Raw genomic sequence first — 16,701 nt, forward strand, 5'->3', positions numbered from 1 at the left:
AGTTATGGAGGAGAGCGTTTTGTTTCAATCAAACCAAGAATTAAAAAAAACGGTGGTCTTTTATGCAGGTGTGGGAGCTGTTTTGCTGATTCTCATGATGTTGACATGGCTGCCGGTTTCTGCAGACTGGGAGTTGTCGTTGATTTTGTTTGGATTGGGGATTTTGTTTTATGTGAAGCGTGTGCTTTGGAAGGATGAAAAGAGTCATTAATCATAAGTAGGTTACCTAGAATATAAATTCTAGGTTTTTTTATTAAATTTACCTTAAAACATGATTTTTCACATGGGGATGAGATCCAATTTTTTGAAAGTGTGGTAGGATAAATATGCTTTATTTTTATATTTTCCGAAGGAGCTGTCGTGTTGAAGGGATCTAGGGTTGAGTTTATTGATAGTTTACGTGGTTTTAGTTTATTAGGTATTTTGATTGTGAATATGCTTAATTTTCAATATGATTATGATTTTGAGAAGATGTTTGATCCGAGCATATGGGGACAGGAGTTTGGGGTATATGTGACGGAGATCTTGTTCCAGGGGTCATTTTATCCGATTTTCTCCTTTTTGTTTGGGTATTCTTTTATCAAGTTGATTGAATCCACGAAGGCAAAGGGGCTGAATACGAATGCCATCGTCGTTCGCCGTGGCTTTGGTCTTATTGTGCTTGGGATGTTGCATTACATATTCATTTGGAATGGTGATATTCTCTTATATTATGGAGCATGTACGTTTTTCTTGATGATGTTTTTGAGCAGCCGGATCAAAACAATGCTGATTTGGTCAGGTGTGTTAGGTGCTTTGTCATTAGTGGTTTTACCATATCTGATGACCTTTGTTTATGGAAATGATGATTTGTTAACGGATGTGTATGCGAAGGGCGCATACGGTGATATTTTATTGAGCCGGGTGACGATTGAAGACGATATGATGATTGTGACCATTATTATGGCGATCGTGACCATTACGTTGATGCCGATCTTAGGTTTTCTATTCGGTACGATCATGGTGGGGCCATTTGCACTGCTTGGCATGGCCATTGGGAAAAAAGGTCATCTGACAGAAGAAGATCGAGGAATGGCTTATCGTAAAGGCTGGATCTGGATGATTTTGATCGGACTCGCTTTAAAATGTGCGACGTTCAGTGATGCTCCTTGGAGTGAAATGGTGTTGACGTTAGGAGCTTATGTCCTGACGATCGGTTATATTCAAGCTTTTATTGTCTTTTACTATTCAAAGGCTGCTCAAGGGTTGAAACGTCTGCTTGCAGGACTGGGCCGATTGTCTTTATCAAACTATTTGGCTCAATCTATTATTTGTACAACGATTTTCTATTCTTACGGACTTGGTTTATTTGGACAAATGGGCTCAATGTTTGGATTGCTGCTTGCTGTTGGACTATACACAGCTCAGCTGTTCATCAGCTATCTCTATTTGAAAAAGTGGAGAAGAGGGCCTGTAGAATGGCTTATGGGAAAATGGGTATATTGGAGATAAATTGATTTGTTGAGGAACCGCATGGCTGAAGAGCTGTGCGGTTTTTTAGTTGGATCGCATTCAAAAAAGTTCATAAAAGGAGTTGAATATTTTTTCAGTGTGTATATAATGTATATATAGTATATATACAATATTTCATTGCGAATACCAGTACAGAAAAAAGAGGTTTTTTATATGCAAATTACGATTTCTAACCATTCTAAGGAGCCTATCTATGAGCAGATTACGACGCAAATCAAATCGTTGATCTTAACGGGGGAGCTTGCAGAAGGTGCGGCCCTGCCGTCTATCCGAAAGCTGGCGAAGGATTTACAAATCAGCGTCATCACAACAAAACGTGCATATGAAGAGTTAGAGAAGGCAGGATTTATTTATTCGATTGTCGGTAAGGGGTCATTTGTTGCCGAGCAAAACCTAGAGGTCATGAGAGAGAAAAAATTGAAGGTGATTGAGGAACAGCTTGGAGCGGTTGTTACAAACGGCAAGGAATTAGGCTTATCTTTTGATGAATTGCAGCAGTTATTAAAGTTCTTGTATGAGGAGTGAGATGAGTGGAGCATGTGATTGAATTCAAAGGAGTATCAAAACGGTTCAAAGACTTTTCTGTGCAGAATCTTGATTTACAGGTCAAAAAGGGCTTTGTTACTGGGTTTATTGGAGAAAATGGAGCCGGTAAGTCGACCACGATTAAAATGATCATGAATTTGTTAAAACCAGATTCTGGTGAGGTTAAAATTTTTGGATTAGATTATCGCACCCATGAAAAAGAGATTAAGGAACGAATTGGCTTTGTTTACGATGCTAACGTTTTTTTCCCAGGATTGAATTTAAAAGACATCAAACGAATTGTGGCACCTGCCTATAAACGCTGGGATGATAGACTATTTTATCAATATATTGAACAGTTTGGTCTGCCGCTGAATAAAGCGATTAAAACATTTTCAAAAGGGATGCAGATGAAGGCATCGCTTGCGATTGCGCTGTCGCATCATGCAGAGCTGATTATCATGGATGAACCAACTGCTGGTTTAGATCCGGTATTTAGAAGAGAGCTGCTCAGTACGTTACAAGAATTGATGATTGATGGGAATCGAACGATTTTTTTCTCAACACATATGACGACTGATTTAGATCGCATCGCGGATTATATTGCGTTTATACAAAATGGAAGATTGGTCTTTCAACAGTCGATTCATGAGGTGGCGGAGAATTATGCGCTGGTGAAGGGGAGCCTGGATTTGCTGGATCGAGACACAGAAAAGGCGTTTATCCATATTCAGCGTACGGCAGCCGGATTTGAAGCATTAACAGATCGGATTGATGAGGTGAAACTTATTTTTGGGGATGCTGTTGTGATTGAACCGGCGTCGCTTGAGGATATCATGTTTTATTTGAAAGGCGGGGTTGCGCATGTTTCATTTAATTAAGCGTGATGTGATTTTGCAAAAGAAGCAGTTACTTATTTTTATTCCGTTTATCTTATTTTTCATTTTCATGGATGTCCATCCAGTATTAACGTTTCTAGTCGCTAGTGTCTTCATTCCATTTAACACATATGCTTATGATGAGAAGGCAGAAACGAATATTCTATTAAATTCCTTGCCCTATACACGTAAAGAAATTATCGCATCACGTTATCTTGGCGCCATTTTTTATATGAGTATTGCAATCGTGCTGACAAGTGCTGCATTATTTGTGTTTGGGAAGCTGTTTTCGCTATCTGATATTGCGATTGGCAGCGGGCTATTTTTATTGTTTGCGGCGTGCACATTTCCATTGTTTTATATCTTAAAGCCTGGCTATATCACAACGGCAGTGATTATTGGCTTTATCATTTTATCTGCTATGGGGCCACCTGTTGTGATCTATTTAGCAGAGCAATTCAGTGGGATCACTGATTTTATCATGAATTTATCGATCCCTATTGTATATACGGGGTCAACTGTACTGATTATGCTCATCTACTTGCTATCTTGGGGACTTTCTACTGCGATTTACCAGAGGAAAGTGTTTTAAATCAGATGATCACATCATTTATAGAGAATCATTCATTTTGAGGTAGGCCTTTCAAAATGGATGATTCTTTTTTGCATCCGGTGAAATTGACATCCAGTAGAAAACAGGTTATTGTTATTTAACATAATGTTAATTATTTTTAACATAATGTTAAATAAAACATCCTTTAAGAAAGGAATCTGAAATGGAAATTAAAAATAGAATGAAAGTATTACGGGCAGAAAAAGACTGGACACAAAAGGATTTGGCAGAGAAGTTAGGTGTGACTCGTCAAACTGTGGCAGCGATTGAAAATGGTAAATATTCTTTGTCTTTAAAACTAGCATTTCAAATTGCGAGAACATTTGAAGTTGATTTATATGACGTTTTTCAAGAGGTCGACAAGGAGGAACAACAGCGATGATGACAACGATCATACTTTATTCTCTGATTATCCTTTCTATCTTAAGTACGGTCTTTCAATTTAAGAAAAGCCGTGAATATAAACAGGATGAACGGGGCCAATTTATTTTAGCGAAAGCCGGAAGTTTTTCAATTGTAGGTGTGGCATTAGCCTATATATTGGTGGCTGTCATTCAAGCTTTTGTTCATGAATTATCATCTCCAACGGAATGGTTTTATATAGCGATTACGTTTATGTATGTATCAAGTGTTTGCGCAAATACAATTGGCATTATCTATTGTGAAAGAAAATACTAATCTTTTATCTGCGGATGCAAGCTAGGGTACTTCATCATGAAGGGAAGAAAAAATATTGAAAAAATTACTGAAAATAATGCTGATTGCTCTATGTACCATTCTGACTGTCTTGGTTGTATTTGTGGCCAGTGTTTATGTTGTGAATCTAATTAGTAAGGAAAGAGAACAGGGGAAAATAGAAGCTTATGGGCAAAAGGTCTTGGTGGATGGGAAGCAGATGAATGTGCTCATTCAAGGCGATGGGAAAGAAACGATTGTCCTTCTCCCAGGCTATGGAACTGCTTCACCCGTGCTTGATTTTAAACCGTTAGTCAAGGAGTTATCGCCATATTATAGAGTCGTTGTGATTGAACCGTTTGGTTATGGTTTAAGTGACGACACAGATAAAGTAAGGACAAGTCAAAACATTGTGGATGAGATTCATGAATGTTTGCAAAAACTCAACATTAAAAAATATACGCTGATGGGTCATTCGATTGCTGGCATTTATGGATTAGAATATGTGAATCAATATGAAAAAGAAGTCCAAGCCTTTGTTGGCATTGATACGAGTGTTCCTAAACAGGAAACGGATGAATTGCCGGTTTCTAGCTTGCAGCTGCTCAATCAATCTGGCTTTTACAGATTGTTATTGAAAGTGAAAACAGATCAACTGGTGATGCCTAACGTGGATCAACAAACGAAAGATCAAATCAAAATGCTGACCTTCCGAAATTTCTTGAATGAAAGCCAAGCGAGTGAGGCGGAAAATTTCACAAATAACTTTAAAAATGCAGAGCGTTTACATTTTCCTAAGCGTCTCCCTGTTGTTTTCTACCTAGCGGATCAAACGGAGGAAGAAACACCAAGCTGGAAACCAATGCATGAAGAGCTGCTGAAAAATGTAGATCACGGAAAAGTCGTTACTTTCAAAGGCGGCCATTATTTGCATCATACGAAATCAAAAGAAATCGCAGATGATGTGAGGGAGTTTCTATCGAACAACGAGCGCTCACGTTAGCGTTCTTCCCCCTCTGCTTCTGTTTGAGTTGAACAGATGAAACATCGCAATTTTGATCAAAACGAGTGAACTGATTTGTTTTATGATCAAGAAGAGGTGAGGGAGATGATGTATAGTCGGGTGACGCAAGAGGTGATTTCTTATTTGGAGTCGCATTTGATGGATGAGCTGTCGCTGAGACAGGTGCCTGAGAAAGTAGGATATTCACATTTTCATTTGCTGCGTGTGTTTAAACGAGAAACCGGGCTGTCGATGGGGGAATATGTGCGGAAACGAAGATTGGCTACGGCTGCACGGCTTCTTTTGTATACGGATCAGGGGATTTTAGACATTGCTTTTTCGTTACAATTCCAATCGCAGGAAGCCTTTACGCGTGCTTTTAAGCATCTGTATTCCTTACCTCCCGGAATGTACAGGTCGATGATGAGAGACATGCAAATGAAAAAGGAGGAAGATTCGATGACATTACATGAAGCAGTACCTGGCTGGGGTTTGAGTGGTTCACATCCGCATATGTATGAGATGGGTGTTGATACAGCAGAGTTTCATACGGGAAAGCAATCAGGTGTTTTATCATCTAAAGAAGGCGTACAAGATGGACAGTTTGCGACGATGATGCAAGGGTTTCAAGCAAAAGAGTATGCAGGCAAGCGGTTGAAGCTCTCTGCTTTCTTGAAAACAGAGAATGTATCTTCAGCAGGAATTTGGATGCGGGTAGATGACGGAAAGGGTGATACGGTGCAGTTTGATAATATGCAGAATCGACCTGTGACAGATTCTACGGAATGGAATCAATATGCGATCGTATTAGATGTTCCTACGCGCAGTGAATCCATTCATTTTGGAGTGCTGCTCAGCGGTCATGGAACAGTCTGGGCTGACGGTTTTCGATTTGAGGAAGTGAATGAGAAAACACCTACGACAAATATGGTGGAGGCTTCGGCTCTGCCAGATGTGCCGGTGAATTTGCATTTTGAGATTGAGGAGACCGTGTGAGCGGTCTTTTTTTGTTGTATACAAATCTGCATGAACCGTTTATAATGAAAAATATAAATAAACATACCGACGGTCGGTATGTAAAAGGAGGCGTTTGAACTGGCGCGAAATAAGTATCCAGAAAAGACGATGCAGCAAATTTTGGACGTGTCGACAAAGTTGTTTCAGGAAAAGGGATTTGAAAAGACAAGTTTGCAAGATATTATCCATGAATTGAATATGTCTAAAGGGGCTATTTATCATCATTTTAAATCGAAGGATGAAATATTACGCGGCGTGATGGATCGGCAGTTTCGTTATGCAACCGAGAAGCTTGAGGAGTTAATTGAGCATACGGAGGCAGCTCATGCGAAAGAGAAGCTGCAGCTTATCCTGGAGCAGCTTGTGGCAGACCCTCAGTCTCATTCGATTGATGGGATCTTGGTTGATCAGATGAAAAATCCGCAATTTGTGATTGAAGGCATGAAGACAGGTGTCAATCAGGATGCTGTGAGAATCAAACAGTTAATCATTGAAGGGATTGAGGATGGTTCGATGGAAACTGCGTTTCCTGGTGAAGTGGCAGAAGTATTTTTGCTTCTTGTGAATATATGGTTGAATCCCACATTGTTTGTACGCAATCATGAAGAAACGGTCCAGCGTTTGTGTTTTTTAAAGCAGATGATGAAGGGTCTTGGCGTGGATATTGTGAGTGATCTATTTATTCAAAAGGTGACAGCGCACTATGCTGAAATTGGCGGGTATGATCTGCCCGAAAGATAAAGAATGCCAACTGATAGGAGGATGACGTATGATTCATTTTATGAAGGTTGAGCTAAGAAAAGGCCACATGAAGCAGTATATTCAAGCTAGTTTTATCGCGAGTATTGTGCTGCTAGTATTCATCTATTTTATTGCGTTTGCTGCAAAAATTGAACGCGAACCGGGTTTTCAGCAATATACGAATATTTATTTGTTAACGAGTACAGTATGGATGATCTTTTTTTCTATCATCACAGCTATGCTGTATTGGCGTGTAGGCAAGACTGTTGATCAGGAACGCACATCCAATTCAGTGAGATTCCTTTCTCATATGATATGGATGGTGTGCCTTTCAACGTTTGCGATGATGTGCAGCATCATTCCTTCATTTGTTGTGTTTAGTGTGTCTGAAATGTTCTTCCCTATTGTTCATGATACGCTGACGGCAGGTGCTCTGTTTCAATTGATGAAAACATTCTTTATGTTGATTGTTTGTGTTCAAGCGATTGGTTTGATGGCGATGAGAATCGGGTTGAGGAAGAAATCTGTTTTGATGACCGTCCTGACTGCAATTGTTTTATGTGCTGTTTTAGGAAATATATCGCTGGCCATTTATGGAAATGATCAATTGAACCTCGTCCTGTCAGGAGTGATGATCTCGGCAATTCTCATTGTGATTTTGGAATTATGGAGCCGCATCGGCCGGCTGCAAACGAGGTAATTCATGATGGGAAAAGGATGGAGGCATGTGAAGCATACGGTTCAAATTGAAGAAGCAATAACGGAACTTTCGTTAAACTGGCTGGTGGGAGATGTTCGCCTTTATCACCATGAACATCCTTATGTATTGATGAAGCAGACCACCAATCACGTTTTTCCCCATCGGTATTTACTGCATCATCAAGTGCAGGAAGGCAGGCTAGTCATTCAAGATAAAAGAAAACGAGCGATCAGCTTGGGGCTTCATCTTCATCAAACGAATTTGGAGATTTATCTCCCTCAGGCACAGTTACAGTCCTTGTCTATTCATTGTAAAGGAGCAAATCTATTCTTGGATGGACTGAAGGTGAAGGAGGCTGAATGCCAATTGATTTCTGGAAAGTCCATGTTTACGGGAGAAATCAAGCATCTGCGCTTGCAGACAGTGGGTGGACTTATCTCTAGTCAACAGCTCAACACGCAAACATTGAGGCTGCGTAGCACTTCGTCAAAAGTGGAGATGGCAGGTGCTTTTTCGGATATTGATTTGAATTTAATAGGCAGAAGGGTACAAATTCATTCAAAGGCTATGCTACATTCACTCAAATCGACGTCAACTGGATCATCTGTCAAAGTGGCGATTCCGGAAAATGATGGATTTATTTGTTATGTGAAGAAAAGATCAGGTACTTTTCACAATGACTTTCCCTGTGTTGATGATCAGGAGAGAATGGTTTATAAAAATGGAGGGAAAAGCTTTGAGGTCGATATAAGGGGGGGTTCTTTTCTATTAAGTGATGGTCATTGAAGTGATGTTGATCCTCTAATTCGATATATCAATATAAAATAATTTGAATATCTTTTTATGTCAGAATATTTTGTTAATAGTGTTTTCCTCAAAAAAACAATTGTTTTTTAAGGGTAGATTTATTATGATAATATACATCGAAAGATTGAAGATTTTGAATCAGAATGAAAATTCTGATTTTTTATTTTTTATGTTGTTTGTTGATGAGGGGGAATAGAAGTGGCTCAAAAGGAATTAAAGAGAGGGTTAAGTGCTCGTCATATTCAAATGATCGCGCTTGGCGGCACAATTGGTGTTGGCTTATTCATGGGGTCAGCTAAAGCCATTCAATGGACAGGTCCATCGGTTCTTCTAGCGTACGCAGTGTGTGGTATTTTTATCTTTTTTATTATGCGTGCGATGGGAGAAATGTTGTATCTTGAACCGAGTACGGGATCGTTTGCTACATTTGGGCATCAATATATTCATCCGCTTGCGGGGTATATGACAGCTTGGAGTAACTGGTTCCAGTGGGTCATTGTTGGAATGTCTGAGATTATCGCTGTAGGCGCTTATATGAAATATTGGTTCCCAGAGTTACCGGCGTGGATTCCCGGATTAATCGCCATGATCATTTTAGGTGCGGCCAACTTGATTTCGGTTAAGTCATTCGGTGAGTTTGAATTCTGGTTTGCGATGATCAAGATTGTGACGATTATTTTAATGATCATTGCAGGTTTAGGCATTATTTTCTTTGGGTTTGGCAATGGTGGAACAGCGATTGGTTTGTCTAACCTTTGGGCGCATGGCGGATTCTTTACAGGTGGATTTAGCGGTTTCTTGTTTGCATTGTCCCTAGTGATTGCTGCCTATCAAGGGGTAGAGCTCATTGGGATTACTGCAGGTGAGGCGCAAAATCCGCAAAAGACGCTGACAAATGCCATCAAAAGCATCATCTGGCGTATTTTGATTTTCTATATCGGTGCGATCTTTGTCATCGTGACGGTGTATCCGTGGGATCAGCTGAATACGCTCGGCAGTCCATTTGTGGCGACGTTTGCGAAAATTGGAATTACGGCAGCAGCAGGTATTATTAACTTTGTTGTCATTACAGCAGCGATGTCCGGCTGTAATAGTGGAATCTTCAGTGCGGGACGTATGCTTTATACATTAGGTGTGAATGGACAGGCACCTGCTTTCTTTACAAAAATTTCGAAGAATGGTGTACCGTATTTTGGGACATTTGCTGTGCTGATTGGTTTAGCGGTTGGGGTGGTCTTGAATTATGTTTCTCCGCCAAACATTTTCGTTTATGTGTATAGTGCAAGTGTCCTTCCTGGTATGGTGCCTTGGTTTGTCATTTTGATTAGTCATATTGGCTTCAGAAAAGCGAAGGGGGCAGCGCTTGATCAGCATCCGTTTAAGCTGCCGCTTGCGCCATTTTCTAACTATTTGACAATCGGATTCTTGCTGATGGTGCTTGTGTTTATGCTGATTAATCAGGATACACGAATTTCTCTTATTGTAGCAATTGGGTTCTTGATTTTAGTGGCGCTTAGCTTTTTTGTATTTGGAATTGGTAAACGAAAACCGATTGAAACAGCTTCTTCTGATCAAACGGTGAAATAATCAAAAGCCTTGCGGAGTGGACCCGCAAGGCTTTTGTCGTTTACAGAGAAGCTTTGACACGCTGAAAGACATCTGGAAAGTTGGTGAAAAGACCGGTGACGCCGTATTGCAGAAGACGTGTCATGTCTGCTTCGCTGTTTACCGTATATGGGTGAAGGAGGAGTCCATGGCTTCTGACCTGCTGGACATTTTCAAGTGTCAATGCTCTAAAATTCGGTCCGATCCCCACTGCATACGATTTGATGAAGTCGAGCTGATCATCTGTAATAGACGTCATTTGCGCTCTATCTAATAGCTGTACTTTTGGAAGCCGAGGGGCGAGTTTTTGCAATTTTAATAGACTTTCTTGGCTGAAAGATTGGATGATGACCTGCCCTTTTCTCGTATGTTTTCCAAGAAGATGATGTTTCTTTAAGACGGCCAATAGCTTTTCTTCCATTTGTGGATAGATGTCTGGTTTTTTGGTTTCAATATAATAATTTTCTCGTTTACCGAAGTAGCGTAATACCTCATCTAATGTGAGGACTTGCTGTCCAATATAGTGGGTATTTTGTTTGTCGGGGTTGGCTTCGTTAAACCATGCACCGGCATCGAGCTGTTTGATTTCCGCAAGTGTGAGGTCTTTGACCCAGCCTGTTCCGTTTGTCGTCCGGTCAACCGTTTCATCGTGCATGACGATGAGGTGTCCATCCTTTGTCATTTGAAGGTCGAGTTCGAGGTAATCTGCATTCATCTTTGTGGCGAGCTTGTAGGAAGCTAGGGTATGCTCTGGGGCATACCCTGATGCTCCGCGGTGTGCAACGGTTAAAATGCGATCTGGAGATAAAAGATGTTCATGTGCCGATATGGTGGTCGGCACCCAACCAAAAGACAGTAAAGCAAAAGAGAGTAACACGAAAGCAAGTAATCTACTTTTCTTCATATTTTATCCTCCTTTTACGGTAACTGCCTCCATCATAAGAAATAGATGTAAAGGGCATGTTGGGCGGAGATGAATCTTTTATGTGATTTTCATTAAGCTTGCTCTACGCGCTTTCCTGTATTCCATGTCATGGCGAGGAACACAATCGCAAGGATACAAGAACCAACTAGTAAAATGAAACCTCCTGTCCAGTCATAGTGATCGACGACGACGCCCATCATGGCATTAGCAAAAGCAGAGCCACCAATATACCCAAAGAATCCTGTCAGCCCGGCAGCAGTGCCAGCGGCTTTTTTCGGAGCGAGATCAATGGCTTGCAGTCCAATGAGCATGACGGGTCCGTAAATTAAAAACCCGATGCTGATGAGGGCAATATTATCAACCATTGGATTGCCAGCAGGGTTTAACCAGTACACAAGAACCGCAATTAACACGCCAATCATAAAGAGGACGCCAGCAGGTGCGCGGCGGCTTCTAAAGAAGCGGTCACTAATCCACCCGCACAATAATGTACCAGGGATGCCTGCATATTCATAAAGGAAATAAGACCAGCGTGAATGCTCTGGTGAGAATCCTTTTGCTTCTGTTAAATAGGTAGGTGCCCAGTCTACGACCCCGTAACGGACAAAGTACACAAAGACGTTGGCAATGGCGATATACCAAAGGAATTTATTGTTGAGTACATATTTAAACAAAATCTCTTTTACTGTTAATTCTTTTTCTTGATCTTCATATTGTTGTGCCGGATAGTCATTTCGGTATTCTTCAATTGGCGGAAGACCAGCGGATTGCGGGGTGTCCCGTACGAGAAGAATGATGACGAAGGAGACGATAATGGCAATGATGGCAGGGAAGAAAAAGATACTTTTCCACGTCGCAAACAAAACAATTCCTAATGTAATAAGCGGTGCAAGAATCCCTCCGCCGATATTGTGAGCGACGTTCCAAATGGACATTTTCGTTCCACGTTCACTCACCGAAAACCAATGTGCCATCGTTCGTCCGCATGGCGGCCACCCCATTCCTTGAAACCAGCCGTTTAAGAACATGAATAAAAACATGATCCATACACTGGATGTCACCCATGGAAATGAGACAAATAGAATATTGATAAGAGCTGATAGAAAAAGTCCAGCGGCTAAAAAGTATCTTGGGTTACACCGGTCTGAGATCATCCCCATAATGAATTTACTAAAGCCATAAGCGATTGAAACGGCCGCTAGTACAAAGCCTAATTCACTTTTTGTGAACCCCTCTTCCTGTAAATAAGGGATGGCAAATGCGAAATTTTTGCGCAGCAAATAGTAGCCCGCATATCCGATAAAGATTCCCAAAAAGACTTGCAGCCGCAGCCGTTTATAGGTTTCGTCTGTTTTGGCATCATCGAGCCTGTCGATATGCGGAGCTGGTTTAAACCATTTGAACATAAACATCCTCCTCTTGTAGATATGACTGAAACAAAAGTACGAGGTCTGTCTTTGATCTTGTACTTTTTCAGAGACAAAAGAATTGATAACGCTTTCTTTTGTACTCCCATCATATCGGATGGAGTAGATGTTTATGATGAGGCTTTTGTCATTATTTTGGAAAAACAGTTCATGAAGTGATGAAAAAAATCCGCACAATGGCGGATTTTTAATAGTGGTTAAATCGATACATCAATTTTTGCAGATTTCTTTAGTTGATCAATTTCTTTTTGTACTTCTTTTTGCTTTTCTTGAGATTCTAACTGCTTCTTGATTTGTGATTTGACGTCTTTGAAATCAGGTGCTTTTTGTTTTTGTTTTTTCATTTGATCGGCGTATTGGTCATAGTACGCTTTGACGTCTTTTTCAGACACAGAGGCTGATTTAATTTCTTTGTCGACATATTGGCTGTATTTGATGCTGTCGGCAATATCACTTTTCAGCTGATCCATTGTCAGTCCGCTCTTTTTGAGTGCTTCTTCAAATTGAGCATTGTCTTTAAATTGTTTCTTTTCTTCTTTTAGCTGCTTATCGACTTGCTTGTCAGAGGCTTTATAGCCCTTCTTCTCAGCATCTTGCAGGATGAGCTCTTGACCTACTAGCGCATCAATGGTTTGCTTTTTGACAGCTTTTGCGCCTTCTTTAGATGTTGGATCTTGTCCTGACTGCTGAAGCTGACCTTGAATGGTCGATAAGGCGCTATTGTATTCACTTCCTGTGATTTTATCTTTGTTGACGGTCGCAACGACCTTTTGATCATCAATTTTTTGTGCGTCTAATTTCTTTTGCATCTCTTCCATTTGCTTTTGCTGCTCTTTTTGGTCAGCCTGTGTTGTTTCCTTGCTGTTGGCTGAATCGTTTTGCTTATCCTGTTTCGCATCGTTTGATGAGCAGGCTGCAAGCCCCACTGATAACAGACAAGCAATGAGTGTATATGATACTTTTTTCAATTATTTTCTCTCCCTTCGGTATGAGAACATCTAGTGCGCATTCTAACCGTTTTAGAGGAAAAATAAAACCGTACAGACGAATTGTTAGCGGATTGACATGTTTTTTATCTGTTTGTCCTCATTTTGTCTTCTCATAGTCATCATATGACAGCTCAAGTTTGGAATAATTGTTCCATCGCTTCGTCGAGATTGGTGATCGGCTGGCGGCAACTGTAGTTCTCACAAATATAGACTGTCGTACTGTCGTTGATCGTTTTGTAATCTTTTGCAAAAGGTGCGAGCCTTGCTAATTCTTGCCCTGTTTCGGCAGTTAAAATGAGATCAAATGGCATGAATCGTTTTTGCAATGCTTGTAGAAGCTGTTCTTTTTGCGGATCACCCTTTTTCCCGAGAATAATGATTTCTCGTTTTACGGCATATTGGCTTAATAGTCCTTGTAAAAAGGCGGTATGTCCGCTTGGGTAGGAAGAGACATCGACGTAAAAGGCGCTGAACATCTTCTCTAGTGTTTCGATCCAGTCTTGACGTCCGATCATTCTGCTTAGTTTCAGAAGCTGTTGGAGTGCGGTGCTGTTACCAGACGGCATGGCCCCGTCGTATACTTCTTTTTCACGAACGATAAGCGTTTCTGCATCTGAGCCTGAGAAGAAAAAGCCCCCGATTTGCTCATCCCAAAATAGTTCAAACATATTTTCACCAACGGCTCTGGCTTTTGTCAGCCAATCTAGGTCAAAGGTCGCTTCGTATAAAGACATATACGCTGTGAGCATGTGCGCATAATCCTCGATAAAGCCTAGATGCTTTACGTCCCCTTCCCTGTAGCGGACCATGAGCCGTTCCTGCTGGACGAGGTGTGTTTCGAGAAAAGACATCGCCTGTTTTGCCATGCGTATGGCCTCTTTTTCATGAAAGACACTCCCTGCTTTGGCAAGTGCGGAAATCATCAGCGCATTCCACGAGGTGAGTACCTTGTCATCGATTAGCGGTGCAGGTCGCTGCTGTCTTACAGTGAGTAAGATGTGTCGAGCGGATTGCAGTTTGGAATGAAGGGTTTTGTCGTCGATTGAATATGCTGCCTTGATGTCATCAAATGAGGTAGAAATGGTATGAGGGATGTTCTGTCCTTCAAAATTTCCTTCCTCTGTGATGTGGTAGACCGCACAAAATAAAGTGCCGAGGTCATCACCTAAATGGGTCATGATCTCCTTTTTTGTCCAAACGTAATATTGCCCTTCCTTTCCTTCTGAATCGGCATCGATTGCCGAATAAAAAGAGCCGTCACGATTCATCATGTCTCGTTTGATAAATTGAATGAGGTCTTGGACAAGCTTTTCGTACTCAGGGTGTTGAGTGATTTGATAGGCTTCGGTGTAGGCATCTATTAGCAAGGCGTTATCATACAGCATCTTTTCAAAATGCGGCACAAGCCATTTTTCATCGGTTGAATACCGAGTAAATCCAGAACCAATATGATCATAAATACCGCCGTTTGCCATACCGTTTAACGTTTTTGTGACAGCATATAACGCATTTTCTTGCCCTGTCCATGCAAAATAACGCATGAGAAACGTGAGCATATGAGGCGCAGGAAATTTAGGCGCAGAACCGAAGCCGCCATACAGCGTATCAAAGCTGCTCATGAGCTGATAATAGGCTTTGTGAATCGACTCCTGAGTGAGCGTATTTTCTGTCTGCCCTGCTGCCTTGATCCGCAAATTATTTGTTGCCTTTTCTGCCAATGATTCAATATGATCTCGGTCGTTATGGTACGCATCGAGCAATTGCGTCAGTGCTTCAATGAAGCCAGGACGTCCGTAAGCACTTCTTTTTGGAAAATAAGTCCCCGCATAAAACGGCTTTTGATCAGGCGTGACAAACACGTTGAGCGGCCAGCCGCCTTGCCCGGTCATCATCTGACAAACGGACATATACATCGAGTCAATATCTGGACGCTCCTCACGATCGACTTTGATTGAAATGAAATGCTCGTTTAGGATGTCAGCGACTTGTTGATCTTCGAAACATTCGTGTGCCATGACGTGGCACCAGTGACAAGTTCCTTTGGTTAACCATACCCAATCGATACGAAAACAGGTTTGTTTTCGCGTTTCGCTTTTTTGAATGCTTCGTCTGACCATGTGTACCAGTTGACTGGGTTATAGGCATGTTGAAGTAAATATGGAGACTTCTCAGCGATTAATCTATTGGGTTTACTTTTATTGGGCATTAGACCACCTTCTTTCCTATTTCTATGTGCTTTTATTTTGACAGAAATGTTATTTCAGTATTCTGTTGAAATTTCTTTCACAACTTCTTGTTCATTAACATATTTGTATTTACTCAAGAATGCAACTAAACATTCAGTTGTCATAGCGTACTGAGATAGATTGGATAATATGTTACTCGATTGGATGTCGATATTAACATTACCTAGCTTCCTTGTGAAATATTGTTGATTACTATTATAACTTTTAAGGTTATCGATAATTTTTTTTAAGAAATGCAGTTCAAATTTTCCGTGAATGAGAGTGTCTAAATTGCAGTAGACCTTTGAAAAATTTTCAAAATAACGCTCTTCTACTTTGTCTATTATTTGATTAAATTTGTACAAGTTTTCTTCTGAATGTTTTCTCCGCATATTAATATCTTTGTTCAATTTAGTTAAATAATATTCTTTGAGAATATCAAAATTAGTTTCTTTTAGTATTTTAATCTGATCGATTTTTATTTCAACAAAATCTTCTATCTTGAATTTCTTTATCATTATTGGTGAGTCTAACTCTTGAAAGGATATAATAAAAGCATTTATGGGAGCGAAAATTTCTCGAAAAAATTTATGACGTTCAATAAAGTCTTTTAATACTTTTTTAAAATCTGAATCAATAGAATTTAATCCGAATTCTTTTATCAATAAACTTTTGAGAGTTTCGATATTAACATAAAAATTCTCCAGTGAATGGTATGGTGTTTCGTAAATTGTTTCGTGCTTTTTATATGTGTTTAATCCATAATCCTTATCTACAAAAAATGCTTTAACTACATTATCATATTTACTATTTGATGATATCTTTTTCCATATCTTCAATAAGCTAATTTTACCCTTACAATTATAGCTTAAAATTTTTTCTGGTGAGTAATTTGTGTATTTTCCTATTCTATCCAAATAGTACTTTCTATCTTCTCCCTCAAAAAAACAGTGTATATGATTCTTATTATGACAAGGGACATATTTCATTGAAAAATCCATCCAGACAACTGATGCCTCTGTCAGAGATTCCCTCATAAATTCTTTAGTAATAGCCATA

18 protein-coding genes and 1 pseudogene are annotated in these 16,701 nt (G+C 40.2%); 13 read left to right on the forward strand and 6 right to left on the reverse strand.

Annotation, left to right across the window (positions count from 1 at the left end; genetic code table 11):
• Positions 1-19: 19 nt before the first annotated feature.
• The 13 genes from NST15_RS01155 to NST15_RS01215 all read left to right on the forward strand — a co-directional run bounded on the left by NST15_RS01155 (position 20) and on the right by NST15_RS01215 (position 10,058).
• Positions 20-211, forward strand: coding sequence for a hypothetical protein (locus NST15_RS01155; RefSeq protein ID WP_342498764.1), 192 nt, complete (start codon positions 20-22; stop codon positions 209-211).
• A 152-nt stretch (positions 212-363) separates the two neighbouring features.
• A complete protein-coding gene (locus NST15_RS01160) occupies positions 364-1,491 on the forward strand; it encodes a DUF418 domain-containing protein (RefSeq protein WP_057078679.1) in 1,128 nt (375 codons plus the stop codon).
• Positions 1,492-1,665: 174 nt separating this feature from the next.
• Positions 1,666-2,037, forward strand: coding sequence for a GntR family transcriptional regulator (locus NST15_RS01165; protein WP_017366490.1), 372 nt, complete (start codon positions 1,666-1,668; stop codon positions 2,035-2,037).
• A 5-nt stretch (positions 2,038-2,042) separates the two neighbouring features.
• Positions 2,043-2,918, forward strand: a complete 876-nt coding sequence (locus NST15_RS01170) for an ABC transporter ATP-binding protein (protein ID WP_065459709.1) — start codon at positions 2,043-2,045, stop codon at positions 2,916-2,918.
• Entirely contained in the window at positions 2,902-3,507 is a 606-nt protein-coding gene (locus NST15_RS01175; RefSeq protein ID WP_017358702.1) for an ABC-2 transporter permease, read from the forward strand. The genes NST15_RS01170 and NST15_RS01175 overlap by 17 nt, the downstream gene beginning before the upstream one ends.
• Positions 3,508-3,691: 184 nt before the next feature.
• The gene (locus NST15_RS01180; RefSeq protein WP_017358703.1) at positions 3,692-3,910 is read left to right on the forward strand and encodes a helix-turn-helix transcriptional regulator; all 219 of its coding nucleotides are present in this window, start codon (positions 3,692-3,694) and stop codon (positions 3,908-3,910) included.
• Positions 3,907-4,206, forward strand: coding sequence for a hypothetical protein (locus tag NST15_RS01185; protein ID WP_017366494.1), 300 nt, complete (start codon positions 3,907-3,909; stop codon positions 4,204-4,206). The genes NST15_RS01180 and NST15_RS01185 overlap by 4 nt, the downstream gene beginning before the upstream one ends.
• Before the next feature lie 55 nt (positions 4,207-4,261).
• Positions 4,262-5,206 carry an alpha/beta hydrolase gene (locus NST15_RS01190; protein ID WP_342498765.1) on the forward strand — a complete coding sequence of 315 codons (945 nt, stop codon included), beginning with the start codon at positions 4,262-4,264 and terminating at the stop codon, positions 5,204-5,206.
• Positions 5,207-5,311: 105 nt separating this feature from the next.
• A complete protein-coding gene (locus NST15_RS01195; RefSeq protein ID WP_019744067.1) occupies positions 5,312-6,202 on the forward strand; it encodes an AraC family transcriptional regulator in 891 nt (296 codons plus the stop codon).
• Positions 6,203-6,331: 129 nt separating this feature from the next.
• Positions 6,332-6,964 (forward strand): TetR/AcrR family transcriptional regulator, encoded by a 633-nt coding sequence (locus NST15_RS01200; RefSeq protein ID WP_081105376.1) that lies wholly within the window; start codon positions 6,332-6,334, stop codon positions 6,962-6,964.
• 28 nt (positions 6,965-6,992) lie between these two features.
• Entirely contained in the window at positions 6,993-7,664 is a 672-nt protein-coding gene (locus NST15_RS01205; RefSeq protein ID WP_281215605.1) for a bacitracin ABC transporter permease, read from the forward strand.
• A 27-nt stretch (positions 7,665-7,691) separates the two neighbouring features.
• Positions 7,692-8,450, forward strand: a complete 759-nt coding sequence (locus NST15_RS01210; RefSeq protein WP_342498766.1) for a DUF4097 family beta strand repeat-containing protein — start codon at positions 7,692-7,694, stop codon at positions 8,448-8,450.
• A gap of 219 nt (positions 8,451-8,669) precedes the next feature.
• A complete protein-coding gene (locus tag NST15_RS01215; RefSeq protein WP_008343901.1) occupies positions 8,670-10,058 on the forward strand; it encodes an amino acid permease in 1,389 nt (462 codons plus the stop codon).
• 40 nt (positions 10,059-10,098) lie between these two features.
• On the opposite strand, the gene NST15_RS01220 is transcribed toward NST15_RS01215, so the two are convergent.
• The 6 genes and pseudogenes from NST15_RS01220 to NST15_RS01245 form a co-directional block, all read right to left on the reverse strand.
• Positions 10,099-10,980 (reverse strand): glycerophosphodiester phosphodiesterase, encoded by an 882-nt coding sequence (locus NST15_RS01220; protein WP_008343900.1) that lies wholly within the window; start codon positions 10,978-10,980, stop codon positions 10,099-10,101.
• A gap of 92 nt (positions 10,981-11,072) precedes the next feature.
• Complete coding sequence (glpT, locus tag NST15_RS01225) at positions 11,073-12,407, reverse strand: glycerol-3-phosphate transporter (RefSeq protein WP_008343899.1); 1,335 nt, start codon at positions 12,405-12,407, stop codon at positions 11,073-11,075.
• A gap of 218 nt (positions 12,408-12,625) precedes the next feature.
• The gene (locus NST15_RS01230; RefSeq protein WP_008343897.1) at positions 12,626-13,396 is read right to left on the reverse strand and encodes a SurA N-terminal domain-containing protein; all 771 of its coding nucleotides are present in this window, start codon (positions 13,394-13,396) and stop codon (positions 12,626-12,628) included.
• A 152-nt stretch (positions 13,397-13,548) separates the two neighbouring features.
• Positions 13,549-15,432, reverse strand: coding sequence for a thioredoxin domain-containing protein (locus tag NST15_RS01235; RefSeq protein ID WP_342498767.1), 1,884 nt, complete (start codon positions 15,430-15,432; stop codon positions 13,549-13,551).
• 35 nt (positions 15,433-15,467) lie between these two features.
• Positions 15,468-15,623: pseudogene (locus NST15_RS01240) on the reverse strand (DUF255 domain-containing protein); the annotation flags it as partial.
• A 54-nt stretch (positions 15,624-15,677) separates the two neighbouring features.
• Positions 15,678-16,700 (reverse strand): DUF4435 domain-containing protein, encoded by a 1,023-nt coding sequence (locus NST15_RS01245; protein ID WP_342498768.1) that lies wholly within the window; start codon positions 16,698-16,700, stop codon positions 15,678-15,680.
• Between the last annotated feature and the right edge of the window lies 1 nt (position 16,701).

The sequence above is a fragment of the Bacillus sp. FSL R5-0820 genome, assembly GCF_038593385.1.
In the GTDB taxonomy this organism is placed as follows: Bacteria; Bacillota; Bacilli; order Bacillales; family Bacillaceae; genus Bacillus; species Bacillus altitudinis.

Bases quoted from the DNA above. Each gene is read 5' to 3' on its own strand.
- NST15_RS01165 (WP_017366490.1), top strand. From the start codon at position 1,666: ATGCAAATTACGATTTCTAACCATTCTAAGGAGCCTATCTATGAGCAG.
- NST15_RS01175 (WP_017358702.1), top strand. From the start codon at position 2,902: ATGTTTCATTTAATTAAGCGTGATGTGATTTTGCAAAAGAAGCAGTTA.
- NST15_RS01180 (WP_017358703.1), top strand. From the start codon at position 3,692: ATGGAAATTAAAAATAGAATGAAAGTATTACGGGCAGAAAAAGACTGG.
- NST15_RS01185 (WP_017366494.1), top strand. From the start codon at position 3,907: ATGATGACAACGATCATACTTTATTCTCTGATTATCCTTTCTATCTTA.
- NST15_RS01195 (WP_019744067.1), top strand. From the start codon at position 5,312: ATGATGTATAGTCGGGTGACGCAAGAGGTGATTTCTTATTTGGAGTCG.
- NST15_RS01200 (WP_081105376.1), top strand. From the start codon at position 6,332: ATGCAGCAAATTTTGGACGTGTCGACAAAGTTGTTTCAGGAAAAGGGA.
- NST15_RS01205 (WP_281215605.1), top strand. From the start codon at position 6,993: ATGATTCATTTTATGAAGGTTGAGCTAAGAAAAGGCCACATGAAGCAG.
- NST15_RS01220 (WP_008343900.1), bottom strand. From the start codon at position 10,980: ATGAAGAAAAGTAGATTACTTGCTTTCGTGTTACTCTCTTTTGCTTTA.
- glpT (WP_008343899.1), bottom strand. From the start codon at position 12,407: ATGTTCAAATGGTTTAAACCAGCTCCGCATATCGACAGGCTCGATGAT.
- NST15_RS01235 (WP_342498767.1), bottom strand. From the start codon at position 15,432: ATGGCACACGAATGTTTCGAAGATCAACAAGTCGCTGACATCCTAAAC.
- NST15_RS01245 (WP_342498768.1), bottom strand. From the start codon at position 16,700: ATGGCTATTACTAAAGAATTTATGAGGGAATCTCTGACAGAGGCATCA.